The following is a 14,919-nucleotide window of genomic DNA, read 5'->3' as shown; positions in this document are numbered from 1 at the left end:
GTATTTCCTCTTTAGAAATTCAAACTATCTACCCATGCGGACAAATCGGCTTTGGTTGAGGAAGCGTTAAATACCTTTCCATGCAGAAGCTTGGAACTAGGGCAGCTAGGAGCAAGCTTTTCATTGGTCTTGCCCATATCGCTACCACCGGAAGTGGCGAATGGAATAATGGTCTTTCCTTTTAAGTCGTAGCTTTCAAGAAATGTGTTGATGATAGTGGGAGCGATGTACCACCAAATCGGGAAACCGACAAAAATGGTGTCATACTCATCCATGTTATCACGTTTGACCGCGATGGCAGGACGAGAAGCAGGGTCACTCATTTCAATAGTGCTGCGGGATTTCTTATCCATCCAGTTCAGGTCGGCTTTTGTGTAAGGGACTTCGGGACGGATTTCAAAAATGTCTGCACCGATGGCATCTGCTAAATTTTCGGCAATTTTTGCGGTAATGCCGCTGGCAGAAAAATAGGCAACAAGCTTTTTGCTCATGACAATGCACTCCCTCAATATTTGATTTGATAATAGTATAGCACGGTGGGGGTGGGGTATCAAGAAGTGAAATGAAAACAGAATTATTTGGAAAATGCTGGATTTTCAATGTTTGGTTTTGCTAATTATAACTTTAATATTGCATCTTAACTCAAAATAAGTTATAATACAGAAAAAGAGTTATGAATGGAGGCGATAGAGTGGAATACCTTAAGCGAGTTTTAGGAATCGAAGTGCTATATGAAAATAAAGCTTTAGAGCATCTGCCAAACTTCATCAATACGAGATACGTTTCGCAGAGAGTATTTTTGAATGGTCAAAAAGTGGTTTTTTTGTATCCAAAAAACGAATTGGAGCAGGTGGAAACATTAAAAAAGCATCTGGAACGTGTGAAAAAGAGTGCGGATTGTCCTGTGGTGTTGGTTCTGGAACAAATCACGGCACGGCAAAGAGAGTATTTGCTTCGAGAGAAAGTAGCATTTATTGTAGATGGAAAGCAAATATATCTGCCTTTCATGGCGGTGTATTTGCAGGAACGCTGTGATGCAGAAAAGAGTGACAGAAAAGAAATCTTGCCATCGGCACAGATGCTGTTGCTTTATTTTATTTATGAGGGAGCAAAGGAGCTGTCCACAAGTCAGGCTGCAAAAGATTTGGAGTTGACTCCAACATCTATTTCCAGAGCATCGAAACAACTTGAAGAAATGGGACTTTTGCAAGCAAAAAAAATCGGAGTGCAGAAGATACTGTCCTCGGAAAATTCCCCGAAGGAACTGTTTTATAAAGCAGAGAAAGCTCTGCTTAGTCCTGTGAAAAGAACGGTCTATATTCCAGATGAGAAAGTAAAGATTGAATTATTGGAGAGCGGTTATTCTGCGTTGGCAGAGTATTCGATGCTCAATGCGCCTAGTGTTCGGTGCTATGCTTCAGAAAAAATATCTCAGTGGAATGACTTTATGACCAAGGATTTACAGGACTCAAATTCGCAGGTAGCTATTGAAATGTGGAGGTATGATCCACGAAAATTATCGAGGGAAAAAATGGTTGATGAACTTTCTCTAGCATTATCGCTTAGAGAAGATGCAGATGAACGGGTAGAAGAAGCAGTAGAAGAAATGTTAAATAACCTGTGGAGGAAGATAGATGGTAACAGGAATTGAGAGCTTTAAGGAATGGTTTAAGGGCAACGAGAGCCAGTATGCAATTATCGGTGGAACAGCGTGTGACATCTTGATGACAGAAGAAGGCTTAGATTTCCGTGCAACAAAAGATATTGACCTTGTTCTGATTATTGAAGCAGTGGATGCGGATTTTGGAAGAAAGTTCTGGGACTATGTAAAACAGGCCGGATATGAACACTGCAATAAGAGTTCGGGGGTACCGCAGTTCTATCGTTTCAGCCACCCGACCTCAAACCGCTACCCGGCAATGATCGAGTTGTTTACCAGAAAACTGGATGCAATTCAGCTTCCAGATGATGCAGAACTGACTCCGCTGCCAATGGATGAGGACATATCGAGCTTATCCGCAATTCTTTTGGATGATGACTACTATGAATTTCTGAAACAGGGAAAAGTGACCGTTGATGGAGTAACGGTTTTGGATGCTGCATATCTGATTCCATTCAAGGCGAAAGCGTGGATGGATTTGACGGATCGCAAAGCGTTAGGAGAACACGTTGATAGTAAAAACATCAAAAAACATAAAAATGATGTTTTTCGATTGACTGAGTTGATTGACCCTACGGTCAAGATTGCCGCTCCTAGTGGCGTGTATGAGGATATGCAGAGGTTTGTTGAACGGATGAAAGATGAAGCAGTTGACATCAAGCAGTTGGGGCTTGTGGGAAGAACAAAAGAACAGATTCTTCGAGAAGTAGGAGAATTGTATATATTGCCGTAAATAAAAAGGTCGAATATAAGTTGAAAGACAGCAACTTTATGGAGAAAGAATATGAAAAGTGACATCCAGTTGTATCCTGATCTTATAAAAGCACTAGAAAAGAATGAGATTGTTTACCTCTTTGGAGCAGGATTTTCAACAGCATTATCGGGAAGAAAATACACATGGTGGGATTGGATAGTTGATGGAATTGGTCGTATAAAAGACCATGCTACTGCGGATATGCTTAATGAATCATTGATGTCCGATAACTCAACGGACAACATGGTTTCTGTTGTTGGAAAAGTTATAAAAATACTCAAGGAAGAAGGGTCTTATAAAACATGGATGCATGAGGCATTTGAATCAACCGCGGTTGTGAACGAAAAACTGAAAAACACACTAATGAAAATATTGCTTATGCAGGATGTGTTTGCAACGACAAATTATGACCACCTTCTAGAGAATGCTACTGGACTGATGGCGGTATCTTATGAAGAACCCAATGTAGCTTTTCAAATGCTAAAACAGGGAAAATCGAACAATGTTTTGCACATTCATGGAATTTATGATTCTGAAAAGGAGATTGACAATATTGTTGCAGATAAAGAACAGTATGATGCGGTAATGAATAATCAAGGAGCGCAGTTTATACAAGGAATTTTGGGAACGAGAACGCTCATTTTTGTTGGATGCGGAAAGACAACAGAAGACGCTAATATATCACGATTTATTCAATTCGCCAATAGCCATCTCAAGATGAATCAGGAATACTATTTCCTTTATAGAGAGGGCGAAAATCCCATTGGAATGCCCAGCAATATAAAACTTATTTCGTATGGAAATGAGTACAGTGATTTGCCAGATTTCTTAGAGGACATGGCAGAATTGCGCATTAAAGAGAAGGTCATTAAAAGACCGCTGATTGGACTATCGCCATACAAAACAGCGGGATATGCGACAGATGTGTTGCAGAGGTATCATTATTCTTTACAACAATTGCCTTTCTGCGGGCGTACCAGCGAAATGAGCCAATTGCAAAATTTTCTTGAAGAAGATCAGAAGTTCTTGTGGTGGGCGATTACGGGGCAGGCTGGAGCAGGAAAAAGTCGCCTTGCACTAGAGTTTCTAAAACAATCTGCCGGTAAATGGTTCGGATTCTTTGTTAATGAGAATGCAACCCAAAGTGATTTCGATTCATTTGAACCGTTTAACAATACAGTGGTAGTCATTGATTATGTTGCAAGTCGTGAAGGATTTGTTGCAAATGCTATTCGCTCGATAAAAGAAAAATTTGAAAATTCGGACTATAAAGTAAGAATTCTTTTGTTGGAACGAGAAAACTCAAGAAATGCAAGTTCGTGGTATTACAAGCTGCTTCAAAGGATTGGAAAATATGACACGTACGATCTAAAAAGTACGGAGTACAAAAACTATTTTCTGAATTTGGGGGATTTGGATAGAGCATCAGTAGAAACCTTAATTAAAGAAGTTATGAACCAAAGAGGAATAGAAGCGGACGATATAGTTGCACGGGAATTATGTGAGGCTTATGGGAAAAAATACGAAAAATTGCAATTCAGACCTTTATTTGTGCAAATATTTGTAGAAGCATGGATTGAAAATGACTTCCAACTGCCAAGATATGATAAATTTGAGGAGCTTCTGCAAAAACTGCTAGAAAGAGAACAGCAGAGATGGCTGGAGATATTAGACAATGACCAATCTTGTTGCAATGCATTTATTCACTTACTATTGAGAGCCAATATTAGCGGTAAACTTCAACCGGAAAAGATTCCAATCTATTATCAAGACGATTGGAATATGGTGAATTCCTTTTTGCAAAATCACTCTTTTCCGGGAAAGCAACGAGAAGAAGAAAAGAAAGCAATATTTGCAACAATTTGTCAAAACGTAAATGAGAATAGTTTGGAAATTGAACCATTATATCCAGACTTAATAAAAGAATATATGTTTTGTTTCTATATGGATGATTCAAGACTTTCGGAAGTGCTGAATGAGTTGTGGCAAAATGAAGCAAGCAAATTTGCAATATTTATAACGCGGGCTTTGACGGATTTTCCTGAAATTTCATTTTTTAAGAAGGTTTTGAAAGAGTTTGACGAAAATACCCAGAATATAGATGTATTGCTTGGACGACTTAATCTCCTACAAAAGCGGACAGTTGATGAAAACGATGACCCGATGGTTCTTATTTCTATCATTGATAATGAATATGCTTTTTGGCGACAAGTAAAAATTCCAGAGGAAAATACTCAGAAGGAGAAGCTTGCAACAACAAAGGTAATGGGATTAAATATGGTGGCACAACAATATGCAGGGTGGTCACTGTATGATCTTTCTTACATGATGGAGGCATTAGATGAGATGTGCAAGGTTCAAGGAGGTGAAGCCACCAACGTCCTGAAACAATTGTTTTTATCCGAAGCTATAAAAGGGTTATCACAAAAGGGATTTGTAGAAGAATCTAATAGTTTGATTCAGAAAATGAACGAAATAATCGGTGAAAATCCTGAGATGGATGAATTGTCATCGATCTCAGAAATGGACTGCTACAATGCTGAAATGATGAATGATCTTCAGCTTGAAAAATTTGATGACGCACTTAATGTCTTGAAAACAATGAGAAGCAAATGTAACTATGAAAATATCAATGCAGTGCGTATCTTGATGCTATCACACAGAAATATTATTGAAATGGCATTTCAAATGGGAAAGAAAGACGTCATTGCTAAAGTTATGGCGGACGCAAAGATGCTTTCTGAAAAATATCTGAATGACGTTGATGTTCAAGCTAAGTGGATGTTATGTAGACTTTGCGACTTGGAGGAAAGGTTTTTTGATAAAGGCGAAACCATATCACTAGACGAAGTGAGTGAAATAAAAATAGAAGTTCCTCTAAATAGCTATGAAAAAAATAATGAGGCATCTGAATACTTGGGAATGCTATGGGGTGCGACAAACACATTTAAACTTAATTTTGTGAACAAAGATAAAGACAAAATAAATACAATAATTACTGATGCAAGAGAAATTCTTTCAGTAAACCCTTACCAATGTGAAGTTGCGGGAGCTTTTATGTCGGCACAACTTGCGCTGTGTAAAGGTATCTTGCACAGAAAGATTGTGAGAACAGAAATAGATGAAGTGTTCCGATATGTGGAATTAAATCCATATTCTGAATCGTTGAGAGAATTATTCTTTAATAAACTACTGCCCAATTCCACGGAAGAAAAAAATCGGGCACATTATTTAACGAAAGCAGTGGTGATAAATGCTCAGCAGGATGCAAGGTATAACCCTATGTCGGACGGTGGCGTTCAAGAGATTGCAGATTTTGAGGAAGGACTAAGAGAGTTTCTTTTTGAAGAGAATAAATATCAAGAGCCGTATAAAAGAGTTCGTCCTAAAGTGGGAGCAAATGAACTATGTCCTTGCGGCAGCGGAAAAAAATTCAAGAAATGCTGCAGGGGAAATGGAAAATATGACTAATAGGATTATAGAAAAAAATACTGGAAAAGACTAGCTAGGTAAATATGAATAAGCCGTATAGGGCGTCTAAATGGTTCAAAGCCATTAGAAAATCCTATACGGCTTATTTTTTTGTGTGAAATTTTTTGTCCCTATCTTGACATCAGGGGGTATTGACAACCTTTAACACGTCCTTTTCGCTGCGGATATACACAAAGGGGTTATATCGCATGGATTTCTTGAAGTTTATCGTATTCAGCACTTTTATCTTGTAGCCGCCGCGCTGCAAGAGCTTTCCGCACTCGATTAAGACGGTGCCTTTTGGGTCGGTCAAGACGTAGGAAGAATGAAGCTGCATTAAATTAGGCTTTACGAAAAACCTTGTCTTGCCGCTGCCGCTGCCGCCGATCACCACGACGTTTTTATTTCTCGCATATTTCGGCTGCTTCGGGCGGCTGTTCATGGTAAGGCGTTCGGTCTGCGTCAAAATGATGTTGTTCTGAAAATCCGGGTCGATGTAGGGCTTTATATCTTCGGCGTTGCCCCAACGTGCGCTGCCGTATTCTGCGCCCTTGCGGTATTTCTTTGCGTTTTTCCCTTTGACATAGACAATCAGACGGATAACCACCGCGCCGACAATGCCGATAAGCAAATCCAACGGGTGAACGCTCGGCAAGGCATTTGAAAACGCTTCGGAAAATCCCTGTGTGATATTGAGTATCTTTTCGGAAATATCCGCGCCGGGGGCAAGCCGCACCGCCTGTCCCACCTTATCAAAGAGATAGACAAAGAACACATAGGGGATATTCGGGATTATCAACTTTTTGTAGTTCATCTGCTTCATATCTCGCGCCCCCTGTCTATTTTCTTTACCTTGTCGCGGGCGGCGTTAAGCTGCTTCGCCTTGTCCTTTGCTGCGGCAAGGGCTTTGCGGATAGAGGGCTTTTTATCCCTGTTCAGCTTCTTTGCGGAAAACTCTTGAAACGCTGCGGTCATAACGTCCGCGTCCCTGCCTTTGAAAAACACAAGGTAACGGGTCTGTTCGCCCTTAACCTTTTTCAGCGAAAAATCTATGTTGTACTTCTTCGCGGTACTCTCAAAGGCTTTGATATTGCTGTCGGTGATCTCGATGTTGGAAACACCCGCATTTTGCTTCATAAGCTGCCGCATGGTCTGTTTCCCATGCGGGGCTTTGCTTTTCTGCTCCAAAAACTTCTTGATTGCTTTCTGCAACGCCTGTTCGGTAAGCCTTGCCGCGCCTTTTCCCACATTGACGGATAGGGCAATCGTTTTTTGGGTTACTTCCTCCTGCAAGGTATCAACTCCTTTCCCGGTAAACTGCGGCTATGCTCATTTGCTGCCGTAAAAGTCGTGATTGACAAGGGCGGTATAGTAGCTGTCAATGGTACTCGGTGCGTTGAACAGCACCGCTTTTAGATACTGCTTGATGTTGCGGATTTTGGTTGTGTTCTCCCTCATGCAGTCCAAAACAAACTCAACGTGGCTGCTATTCAGCTTCATAAACTTTGATTTGACAAGTTCGGCGGGGTAGTCGTCCCCGGCGATACGGATTGTCTTTCGGGCTGTGCAGACGGTTTCCAGCATGATTTCTACAATCTCGTCCAAACGGTCTTTATCCATTTTGGGGTCTTGAATGAGAATGTCATAGTCGATGTTGTCTTTGATGATTTCCCGATAAATCTCTATTGCGCTGTTTGTTTTCGCTTCCGTTCTTTTCCTTTCCGGCGGCGTAGCCGCTTCGTCCTGCTCATAAGGCAAGGGATTTAGGGAATGGAAAGGAATGGAATGGGTACTTGATAAATCAGTAATTGATTGTTCTTTACTTGATATATCTTTATTTAATTGCGTTGGATTTTCCAACGTAGGTTTTTCCAACGTAGGTTTTTCCAACGTTGGATTATCCAATGTTGGATTTTCCAATGTAGGTAAATCCGATGTAGGCGGCTGTTCGCTGCTGGTAGCTGCTTCCGGCTCTTTGGGCTGCGGCTGCTCGTATATGACATAATCCGCACCGCGCAAACGTCCTTTCTCGTCGCGTTCCCGGCTGCGGACGATATATCCGGCTTTTTCAAGTTCTTTGACCGCTTCGCGGATTGCGTCGATCTTCTCCCGGTTGATATGGGATAAGCCCGCAAGGGTATAATCCCAATCTTCGGGCAGCGAAAGCATTTGCGACAACAAGCCCTTTGCCTTTAAGGACAATTCCTTGTTTCGCAAGTGGTGGTTGCTCATAACGGTATATCCCGTATTTCGCTCCACTCTGAAAACTGCCATATTTCCTCACTTCCTCTCTTGGTATGCGTGGACAATTAGAAAGCCGTTTTCGGCTGTTTTGGTATTGCAATATGCCCTTTGCCGTTTTCGCGTCTGCAAAGCCGCATGGCACAAGGGCTTTTGCCCGTCTATTTGTCCATGCTGGCGTGCGTTTTCCGCGTCCTTTTGCCGGGGCAATAGGGACACTCTTTGAAAACGCAAAACTCATATTTCCACCCGGGGCGGTAGAAACGGCAAGTGCCGCAATCTTCATCATCTCCGGCACAACCGGATTGATAGCGGTCAAATCCCGGCTTCTGCTGCATGAGCAATTCAAACGCCCGCTGCTTGCCCTTTGTGAAATACATTCCGGCTGCACCTCCTTTCCTGCGGGCATAAAAAAACGGCGTTACTTTCTCCCCCAAAGGGGTTAAGGTAACGCCGTTTGTGTGCGTATTCAGTTTTTAACACATTCCCTGTCTATCCGCTGTCCGCAAAACCATTGATTTTATTAGCTTTTTGCCGCTATCGCTATCACACCTCATTATTTGACAGACCTGGATTCCAGCAGATGATGGACAGTGTGCGCAATGGCAAGATTGATACCATCATCGTGAAAGACCTTTCCCGTTTTGGACGTGATTATATCGGTGTGGGCGAATACATGGAGCAGATTTTCCCCCTGCTGGGTGTCCGGCTCATTGCCATCAACGATAACTATGACAGCAATAATTATAAAGGTACAACGCTGGGAATGGATGTGATCGTCAGTAATCTGGTAAATACCATGTACTGCCGGGATGCAGGAAAGAAACTGCGGACAGCCAATCAGGTCAAGTGGCGTAAAGGCATCACAACGGCATCTGCTGCACCGTTTGGATATCAGTTTGACCCGAACAAAAAGGGTGCATTTATCATCGACCCACCTGCGGCAAAAATCGTGCGGCGCATTTTCGACCTTGCGATTCTGGGGCTGGGTACGCGAGAGATAGCGATGATGCTCAATGACGAAAATGTTCCTGTGCCGAGCATATATAACAAAGAGAATAAGGCGTATGGCAAGGAAACGACCTATACCATTGCCCCTGTAATACTTTGGGACAGCTCCCGCGTTTGGAAAATCCTCACAGCGTATGTGTACACCGGGGCGATGGTTTTGGGTAAAACCAAAACGCTGATTTCTGGCAAAAGCATTGTCCGAACAGTCCCCAAAGGACAGCAGTTTATTACAGAGGGAACCCATGAAGCAATCGTCAGCCGGGAAGAATTTGAAAAAGCGCAGCTTGTCATAAAAAGCAACAGCCATAAAGTGCTGATGGGCGGCGTGGACTTCCCGCTGAAAGGAAAAGTCCGCTGCGGAAATTGCAGGCGAGTGATGGCGCACAATTTCAAACAGGCTGTTCCAACATTCTGGTGCAGAGAAGGACTGGAACTTGTGGGACAAACTCAGTGTACATCCGAAGTCTTTCAGGTCAGTGATATTGAAAATGCGGTTCTTCAAGCACTGAAAAAGGAACTCTCCCTGCTGGATTCCCTCTATGGCGATATTCAAAAAGAAGAACAGGGATTGAAGGAAGCTCACAAAAAGGCAAGCCGCCGCAAAACTCTGATGGAGCAGGAACTAAAAAATCTAAAAGGGGAGAAAATGCGGATGTATGAGGAATATGCAGCAGGAACGCTCTCACTGGATACTTACAAGCAGAAAAAGCAGGAATGTGATAGACGAATTTCAGAGGTGCAAGAGCAAATTGAACAGTCCAAAGCGGAAGAATCCACTAAGAGCGTTGTGCCGGGAACTGTGCGCGCAGCGGCTGAGCAGGCAGAAAACTTTTTGAATGGCACTAGGCTTACGGCAAGTATGGTGTCAGCGTTCATTGAAAATGTCTTTGTATATGATGGCGGGCGCATTGTGGTACGGTTCAAATATGAGCAGAGCATCCAGAATGCTGTAAAAGCACTACACACAGACTGAATTTCAAAAAAGGCTGCGTTGCCCATATTGTAACATCAAAGAGTATGTTATAATATGGGCAACAAAACAGCCGGAAAGAGGACATTATGAAAGCAATTCGATGGCTGTTAAAATTGGTGCTGGTGATTATGACCTTGCCACTGATCCTTGCTGTGTGGCTGATAAAGTGGTTTGTAGTATTCCTGCATCATTGTTCGGCATGGATTTTCTATTTGCTGGGTAGTGTGCTATTGGCAACGGCGATTCTTTCGTACCTCATGCAGCAGTCGCAGGGGATGGAAGCACTTCAAATGCTGATTGGTGGATTTGTGATTTTTATGATACCGCAGGTGGTCGGCGGCGTGGTCGTGCTTTTGGAACTGGCGGCAGTAATACTTCGGCAGGTATGGTACATATAAAATGGGGAGGCGTACAGATAGTGAAATTGGCGGCGATTCATCATGTGGCGATTATCGTTTCTGACTACGAAAAAGCGAGAGACTTTTATGTGAACAAGCTGGGCTTTGCAGTTGTGAGAGAAAACTTCCGCAAGGAGCGGAACGACTGGAAACTGGATTTGCGTGTCGGTGATGGAGCCGATGCGATTGAATTGGAGATTTTTGCAGAGCCGAACCCACCCAAACGTGTAAACAGGCCGGAAGCCTGTGGGCTGCGGCATTTGGCGTTCCGGGTGGAGGATGTGGAAGCTACCGTGGCAGAACTTGCACAGATGGGGATTGAATGTGAACCGATTCGATTGGACAGCTACACCCAAAAGAAAATGACCTTTTTCTTTGACCCGGATGGCCTGCCTTTGGAACTGCACGAATGAAAATGAATATATGAAATGGTTGAACATAAGGAGCAGATATGAGAGAAATCCCTTTTGAAAAAGAAAACCTTCAAATATTTGAAAACGAGACTGAAATTTATAAAGGTGATTTTGAAAAGAAGATGGCGTGTCTCACTGCAATGGAAATGATGAATGACTGTTTGGATTATATTTATCAGCTGTTGCATCCGATGTACCCTAAAGTATATAAACCTAGAATATATTTGGCTGATAAAAATGAGCCAAATGCATTTGCCCAACCTACAGGTGAAGCGGATGGATATATTGTAGTCTTTTCAGGATTGATATTTTCGTTTCTGAATTTGATAGAAGAAAAGTACACGGAGGACGTTTTAAAGAAGTACAAAATATTTGAGGGAATCCCTCAAGAGGAAGTGCTTTCTGGAATAAGAGTTTATTTTTGGAGATATATAGTATTACATGAATTATATCACTTGTGGCATCGGCATGGTTTATGGAAAAGCCTATACGAATTTGATGACAATGAAAAAGTGATAAAAATGAAATCTGAGCTAACAAATTTTGCGCAAGGTGAGCGAGTTGAACGACTAAAGGACAATTCCCCAGATGCTCGGAGAAATATGACACAGCAGGCTTTGGAACTGGATGCGGATAGTTCGGCATTTTGTATGTTGGTTAATATGCTAATGAGAGATACAAAACAGCGAGGACTATATGTAGAACAAAGAAATTCGTATATAAAAAATGAAATTGGCTTTTTGATGGCGGCGTTGGCTTCGGCATATTCACTTTTCGATAATCGGTCTGGCGCAAGGTTTGAAATTCTTAAATCTCTGAAAGAATGTGGTCATCCGATTCCAGCTATTAGAATGTATTATGCAGAAGAAATTGTAGAAGGAAGTCTTAAGCGATTTTTTGAATCAGAGGAAGAATTTGAAATCATTGAATCAGAGTGGCTTAAAGTAGTATGTGATGTGGAAGCAGAACATAAAGGAAATATAGCGCAAGGAAATGTCTTTTACTATCCGGCTTTTACAGAGTGTGCCCAAGAACATCTCAGCGAATTGAAACACTATATGATTGAAATGTATGAAACACTTCAGCCTTTGTCCTTGTCAAACTTTGCAGAAAAGCTGGAAAATGAAGATGCTGAAATTCAAACGGAAGCGATTTGGTTTACAGAGACAGGAGTTGGACTTAGGACATGGATGAAGTCCAAGAACAATCATAGGCGAGTAAAGAAGCCGGGGGTAAATGCTCTTTGCCCTTGTGGTAGTGGCAAAAAATTCAAGAAATGTTGTAGGGGAAATGGCAGGTATGATTGAATTGTAATGTTTGTAAGAGATTATTAAATTAGAGTAAACAAAACGCCCGTCTGGTTGAGAGGATTGAATCTTCTCAATCAGGCGGGTGTTTCATTCCGCAGGAATGTGAAAGTTACAGGCTCAGCGTTTCTACCCATGCAGACAAGGCGGCTTTGCTGGAATAGGAGTTGAACACCTTACCATGCAGCAACTTTGCACCGGGGCAACTCGGCGCAAGTTTTTCATTGGTCTTACCCATGCCGCTGCCGCCAGAGGTGGCAAAGGGAATAATCGTTTTACCTTTCAGATTGTAGCTTTCCAGAAATGTATTGATGATGGTGGGAGCAACATACCACCAGATAGGGAAGCCGACAAAGATGGTGTCATACTCGTCCATGTTATCACGTTTAGCGGCGATGGCAGGGCGAGAGGTCGGATCGCTCATTTCGATGGTGCTACGGGATTTCTTATCCATCCAGTTCAAATCGGCCTTGGTATAAGGAACTTCCGGCTGAATCTCAAAAACGTCTGCACCGATAGCATCTGCCAGATTTTCGGCAACTTTTGCGGTGACACCGCTGGCAGAAAAATAGGCGACAAGTCTTTTGCTCATGATAATGCACTTCCTCTTGACAATTTTGTATAGGATAAGTATAGCACGGCAGGAAAGTGGCATCAAGCGGTTGTCCATGATATAACATCAACGACAATGTTATATTATGGACAACTGTTCGTAAAAATTTAAGGATTTTGAGGGAATTGCACAGCTTGATATGATGGGTGGTTTATGGTAAGATAGAATTACAATAGCGGACAAAAGCTACTGTTGACTACGACAAGGAGGTGTAAGCCAATGGGATTAGCTGATACCGTGACCAAAGCCTATATGAAAGATAATTCTGTGTTTGCGGATGCGTTTAATTACTTGATCTACGGCGGCGAAGCAGTTGTAGACCCTAAACAACTGCAAGAACTGGATACTACGGAGATTGCATTACCGTTTGGATCGCAGGATGAAGATGGAAAACAGCCTGAAGAAGCAGTTCAGAAATACCGTGATGTGCTGAAATCAGCAATCATTAAACAGGATGATGAGGCTGCGTACATTTTACTGGGAATCGAAAATCAGACTGACATTCATTATGCAATGCCTGTCCGCAACATCATCTATGATGCTCTCCAGTACGGAAAACAGGTGGCTGATATTGCAGCCAAGCATCGTGCGAGTGATGGAGATGCAAAAGGGCATAGCCGTGGCGAGTATCTTTCTGGATTCTACAAAGAAGATAAGATTACACCTGTTATCACGCTGGTGCTGCACTTTGGCGCAAATGAATGGGATGGGCCGTTGTCACTCCATGAGATGATGGCGGTTAAAAATAAGAATCTTCTGAACTTTGTGCAGGACTATCAGATTCACCTGATTGACCCTGCAAAGCTAAGCGCAGAGGATTTGGAAAGATTCTCTTCAAGTCTGAGAGAAGTCATTGGATACATTAAGTATTCCAAAGATAAGAAACGCTTATCTGAATTTTTGACGGATAATCCGCGTATGCTGATAGAAGCAAACGCGGCGAGGGTTATTAAAGCAGTTACGAATACACCGCTGGATATTCCAGAGGGCGCGGAGGTGATTGATGTGTGCAAAGCTGTTGAGGAAATGATGAACGAAAGCGAAGAACGAGGCGAACTCAGGATGCTTGTGAAGCAGGTGAGAAAAGGCCGCATTACAATCGAGCAGGCTGCCGAGGATGCTAATATGAGCGTAGAGCAGTTCAAGAGAGTAATGGATGACACGCCGTTGCAGGCAGTATAATACAAATACTATATAGAGCAGATAAGCCCCACAAGGCTCAAATTGGTTCCCAAAACCGATTGAAAGCCTTGTGGGGCTTATTTTTTTGCGCTTTTTCAAATTTATTTGTGAAAAAAGTTGTCCAAGACTTGACATCGGGCGGCATTGATTGGCAGCGCGAGAAATGGCAATCAGGACTTGGCTCTAAGTTTATCCACCAAGGCGAAAAGAACGCTGTGAAATATGCGGACGAGGTCATTGTTCTGAGCAAAGGCGTGCAGGGCTATTTTAAGGAAACTTATGGAAGAGAAACGCACTTTATCCCTAATGGCGTGAATAGGCCGCAGATTCGGGAAGCAAGTCTGATTACAGATAAGTTCGGGCTGAAAAAAGACTCATACATATTGTTCCTCGGTCGTCTGGTGCCGGAGAAGGGGATTCGATATCTGGTTGAGGCCTTCAAGAATGTCAAGACGGATAAAAAGCTGGTTATCGCAGGCGGCTCTAGTGATACGGATTCCTTTATGGAGGAATTGAAAGAACTGGCGAAGGGTGACGATCGGATTCTCTTTACTGGGTTTGTGCAGGGAGCAATGCTGGATGAACTATACAGCAACGCTTACATCTACACGCTGCCGTCTGATTTGGAAGGAATGCCGCTAAGTCTACTGGAAGCAATGAGCTACGGCAACTGCTGTTTGGTTTCGGATATTCCGGAGTGCGCAGAGGTTGTGGAAGATAAGGCATTGATTTTCAAAAAGTCAGATGTAGAGGACTTGCGAGAAAAATTGCAAGATGCCTGTGACCATCCTGAAATGGTTATGAAAATGAAGAAGCAGGCAGCTGACTTTATCTGTGCAAAATACAATTGGGATGAAGTTGTAAAGGAAACGATGAAACTGTACAGGAGATAATAA

12 protein-coding genes and 3 pseudogenes are annotated in these 14,919 nt (G+C 42.5%); 9 read left to right on the top strand and 6 right to left on the bottom strand.

The window, feature by feature from the left end:
* Positions 1-11 precede the first annotated feature (11 nt).
* Positions 12-491: a flavodoxin gene (locus tag J3349_RS00890; RefSeq protein ID WP_207676060.1), complete on the bottom strand. Its 480-nt coding sequence runs from the start codon at positions 489-491 to the stop codon at positions 12-14.
* A 200-nt stretch (positions 492-691) separates the two neighbouring features.
* Between J3349_RS00890 and J3349_RS00885 the strand changes: the two genes are divergently transcribed.
* The 3 genes from J3349_RS00885 to J3349_RS00875 are packed head-to-tail and all read left to right on the top strand — an operon-like array spanning position 692 to position 5,885.
* A complete protein-coding gene (locus tag J3349_RS00885; RefSeq protein WP_207676055.1) occupies positions 692-1,651 on the top strand; it encodes a MarR family transcriptional regulator in 960 nt (319 codons plus the stop codon).
* Entirely contained in the window at positions 1,635-2,393 is a 759-nt protein-coding gene (locus J3349_RS00880; RefSeq protein WP_118552707.1) for a hypothetical protein, read from the top strand. The genes J3349_RS00885 and J3349_RS00880 overlap by 17 nt, the downstream gene beginning before the upstream one ends.
* 51 nt (positions 2,394-2,444) lie before the next feature.
* Positions 2,445-5,885, top strand: a complete 3,441-nt coding sequence (locus tag J3349_RS00875; protein ID WP_207676053.1) for an SIR2 family protein — start codon at positions 2,445-2,447, stop codon at positions 5,883-5,885.
* A 148-nt stretch (positions 5,886-6,033) separates the two neighbouring features.
* Here the strand turns inward: J3349_RS00875 and J3349_RS00870 are convergent.
* The 4 genes and pseudogenes from J3349_RS00870 to J3349_RS14235 all read right to left on the bottom strand — a co-directional run.
* Positions 6,034-6,708: pseudogene (locus tag J3349_RS00870) on the bottom strand (type IV secretory system conjugative DNA transfer family protein); the annotation flags it as partial.
* Entirely contained in the window at positions 6,705-7,178 is a 474-nt protein-coding gene (locus tag J3349_RS00865) for a PcfB family protein (protein WP_006775667.1), read from the bottom strand. The gene J3349_RS00865 and the pseudogene J3349_RS00870, both read right to left, overlap by 4 nt.
* A 36-nt stretch (positions 7,179-7,214) precedes the next feature.
* Entirely contained in the window at positions 7,215-8,159 is a 945-nt protein-coding gene (locus tag J3349_RS13985; protein ID WP_055143522.1) for a DUF6017 domain-containing protein, read from the bottom strand.
* Between the two features lie 158 nt (positions 8,160-8,317).
* A pseudogene (locus J3349_RS14235) lies at positions 8,318-8,506 on the bottom strand (hypothetical protein); the annotation flags it as partial.
* A 134-nt stretch (positions 8,507-8,640) separates the two neighbouring features.
* Here J3349_RS14235 and J3349_RS00845 point away from each other — a divergent pair.
* The 4 genes from J3349_RS00845 to J3349_RS00830 all read left to right on the top strand — a co-directional run bounded on the left by J3349_RS00845 (position 8,641) and on the right by J3349_RS00830 (position 12,228).
* Entirely contained in the window at positions 8,641-10,110 is a 1,470-nt protein-coding gene (locus J3349_RS00845) for a recombinase family protein (RefSeq protein ID WP_207676051.1), read from the top strand.
* Between the two features lie 86 nt (positions 10,111-10,196).
* Positions 10,197-10,508: a hypothetical protein gene (locus J3349_RS00840; RefSeq protein WP_207676044.1), complete on the top strand. Its 312-nt coding sequence runs from the start codon at positions 10,197-10,199 to the stop codon at positions 10,506-10,508.
* 20 nt (positions 10,509-10,528) lie between these two features.
* Entirely contained in the window at positions 10,529-10,921 is a 393-nt protein-coding gene (locus J3349_RS00835) for a VOC family protein (protein ID WP_207676041.1), read from the top strand.
* Between the two features lie 38 nt (positions 10,922-10,959).
* A complete protein-coding gene (locus J3349_RS00830; protein WP_207676040.1) occupies positions 10,960-12,228 on the top strand; it encodes an SEC-C metal-binding domain-containing protein in 1,269 nt (422 codons plus the stop codon).
* A 112-nt stretch (positions 12,229-12,340) separates the two neighbouring features.
* Here J3349_RS00830 and J3349_RS00825 read toward each other — a convergent pair whose 3' ends face one another.
* Positions 12,341-12,820 (bottom strand): flavodoxin, encoded by a 480-nt coding sequence (locus J3349_RS00825; RefSeq protein ID WP_207676033.1) that lies wholly within the window; start codon positions 12,818-12,820, stop codon positions 12,341-12,343.
* Positions 12,821-13,060: 240 nt separating this feature from the next.
* Between J3349_RS00825 and J3349_RS00820 the strand changes: the two genes are divergently transcribed.
* Positions 13,061-14,023, top strand: a complete 963-nt coding sequence (locus J3349_RS00820) for an Rpn family recombination-promoting nuclease/putative transposase (RefSeq protein ID WP_207676025.1) — start codon at positions 13,061-13,063, stop codon at positions 14,021-14,023.
* A 110-nt stretch (positions 14,024-14,133) separates the two neighbouring features.
* Positions 14,134-14,916, top strand: a pseudogene (locus J3349_RS00815) (glycosyltransferase family 4 protein); the annotation flags it as partial.
* Positions 14,917-14,919 lie beyond the last annotated feature (3 nt).

Source organism: Faecalibacterium sp. Marseille-P9590, from assembly GCF_017377665.1.
Classification (GTDB): domain Bacteria; phylum Bacillota; class Clostridia; order Oscillospirales; family Ruminococcaceae; genus Faecalibacterium.
This window is presented reverse-complemented; position numbering and strand designations above follow the sequence as displayed.

Bases quoted from the DNA above. Each gene is read 5' to 3' on its own strand.
- J3349_RS00890 (WP_207676060.1), bottom strand. From the start codon at position 491: ATGAGCAAAAAGCTTGTTGCCTATTTTTCTGCCAGCGGCATTACCGCA.
- J3349_RS00880 (WP_118552707.1), top strand. From the start codon at position 1,635: ATGGTAACAGGAATTGAGAGCTTTAAGGAATGGTTTAAGGGCAACGAG.
- J3349_RS00875 (WP_207676053.1), top strand. From the start codon at position 2,445: ATGAAAAGTGACATCCAGTTGTATCCTGATCTTATAAAAGCACTAGAA.
- J3349_RS13985 (WP_055143522.1), bottom strand. From the start codon at position 8,159: ATGGCAGTTTTCAGAGTGGAGCGAAATACGGGATATACCGTTATGAGC.
- J3349_RS00840 (WP_207676044.1), top strand. From the start codon at position 10,197: ATGAAAGCAATTCGATGGCTGTTAAAATTGGTGCTGGTGATTATGACC.
- J3349_RS00830 (WP_207676040.1), top strand. From the start codon at position 10,960: ATGAGAGAAATCCCTTTTGAAAAAGAAAACCTTCAAATATTTGAAAAC.
- J3349_RS00825 (WP_207676033.1), bottom strand. From the start codon at position 12,820: ATGAGCAAAAGACTTGTCGCCTATTTTTCTGCCAGCGGTGTCACCGCA.
- J3349_RS00820 (WP_207676025.1), top strand. From the start codon at position 13,061: ATGGGATTAGCTGATACCGTGACCAAAGCCTATATGAAAGATAATTCT.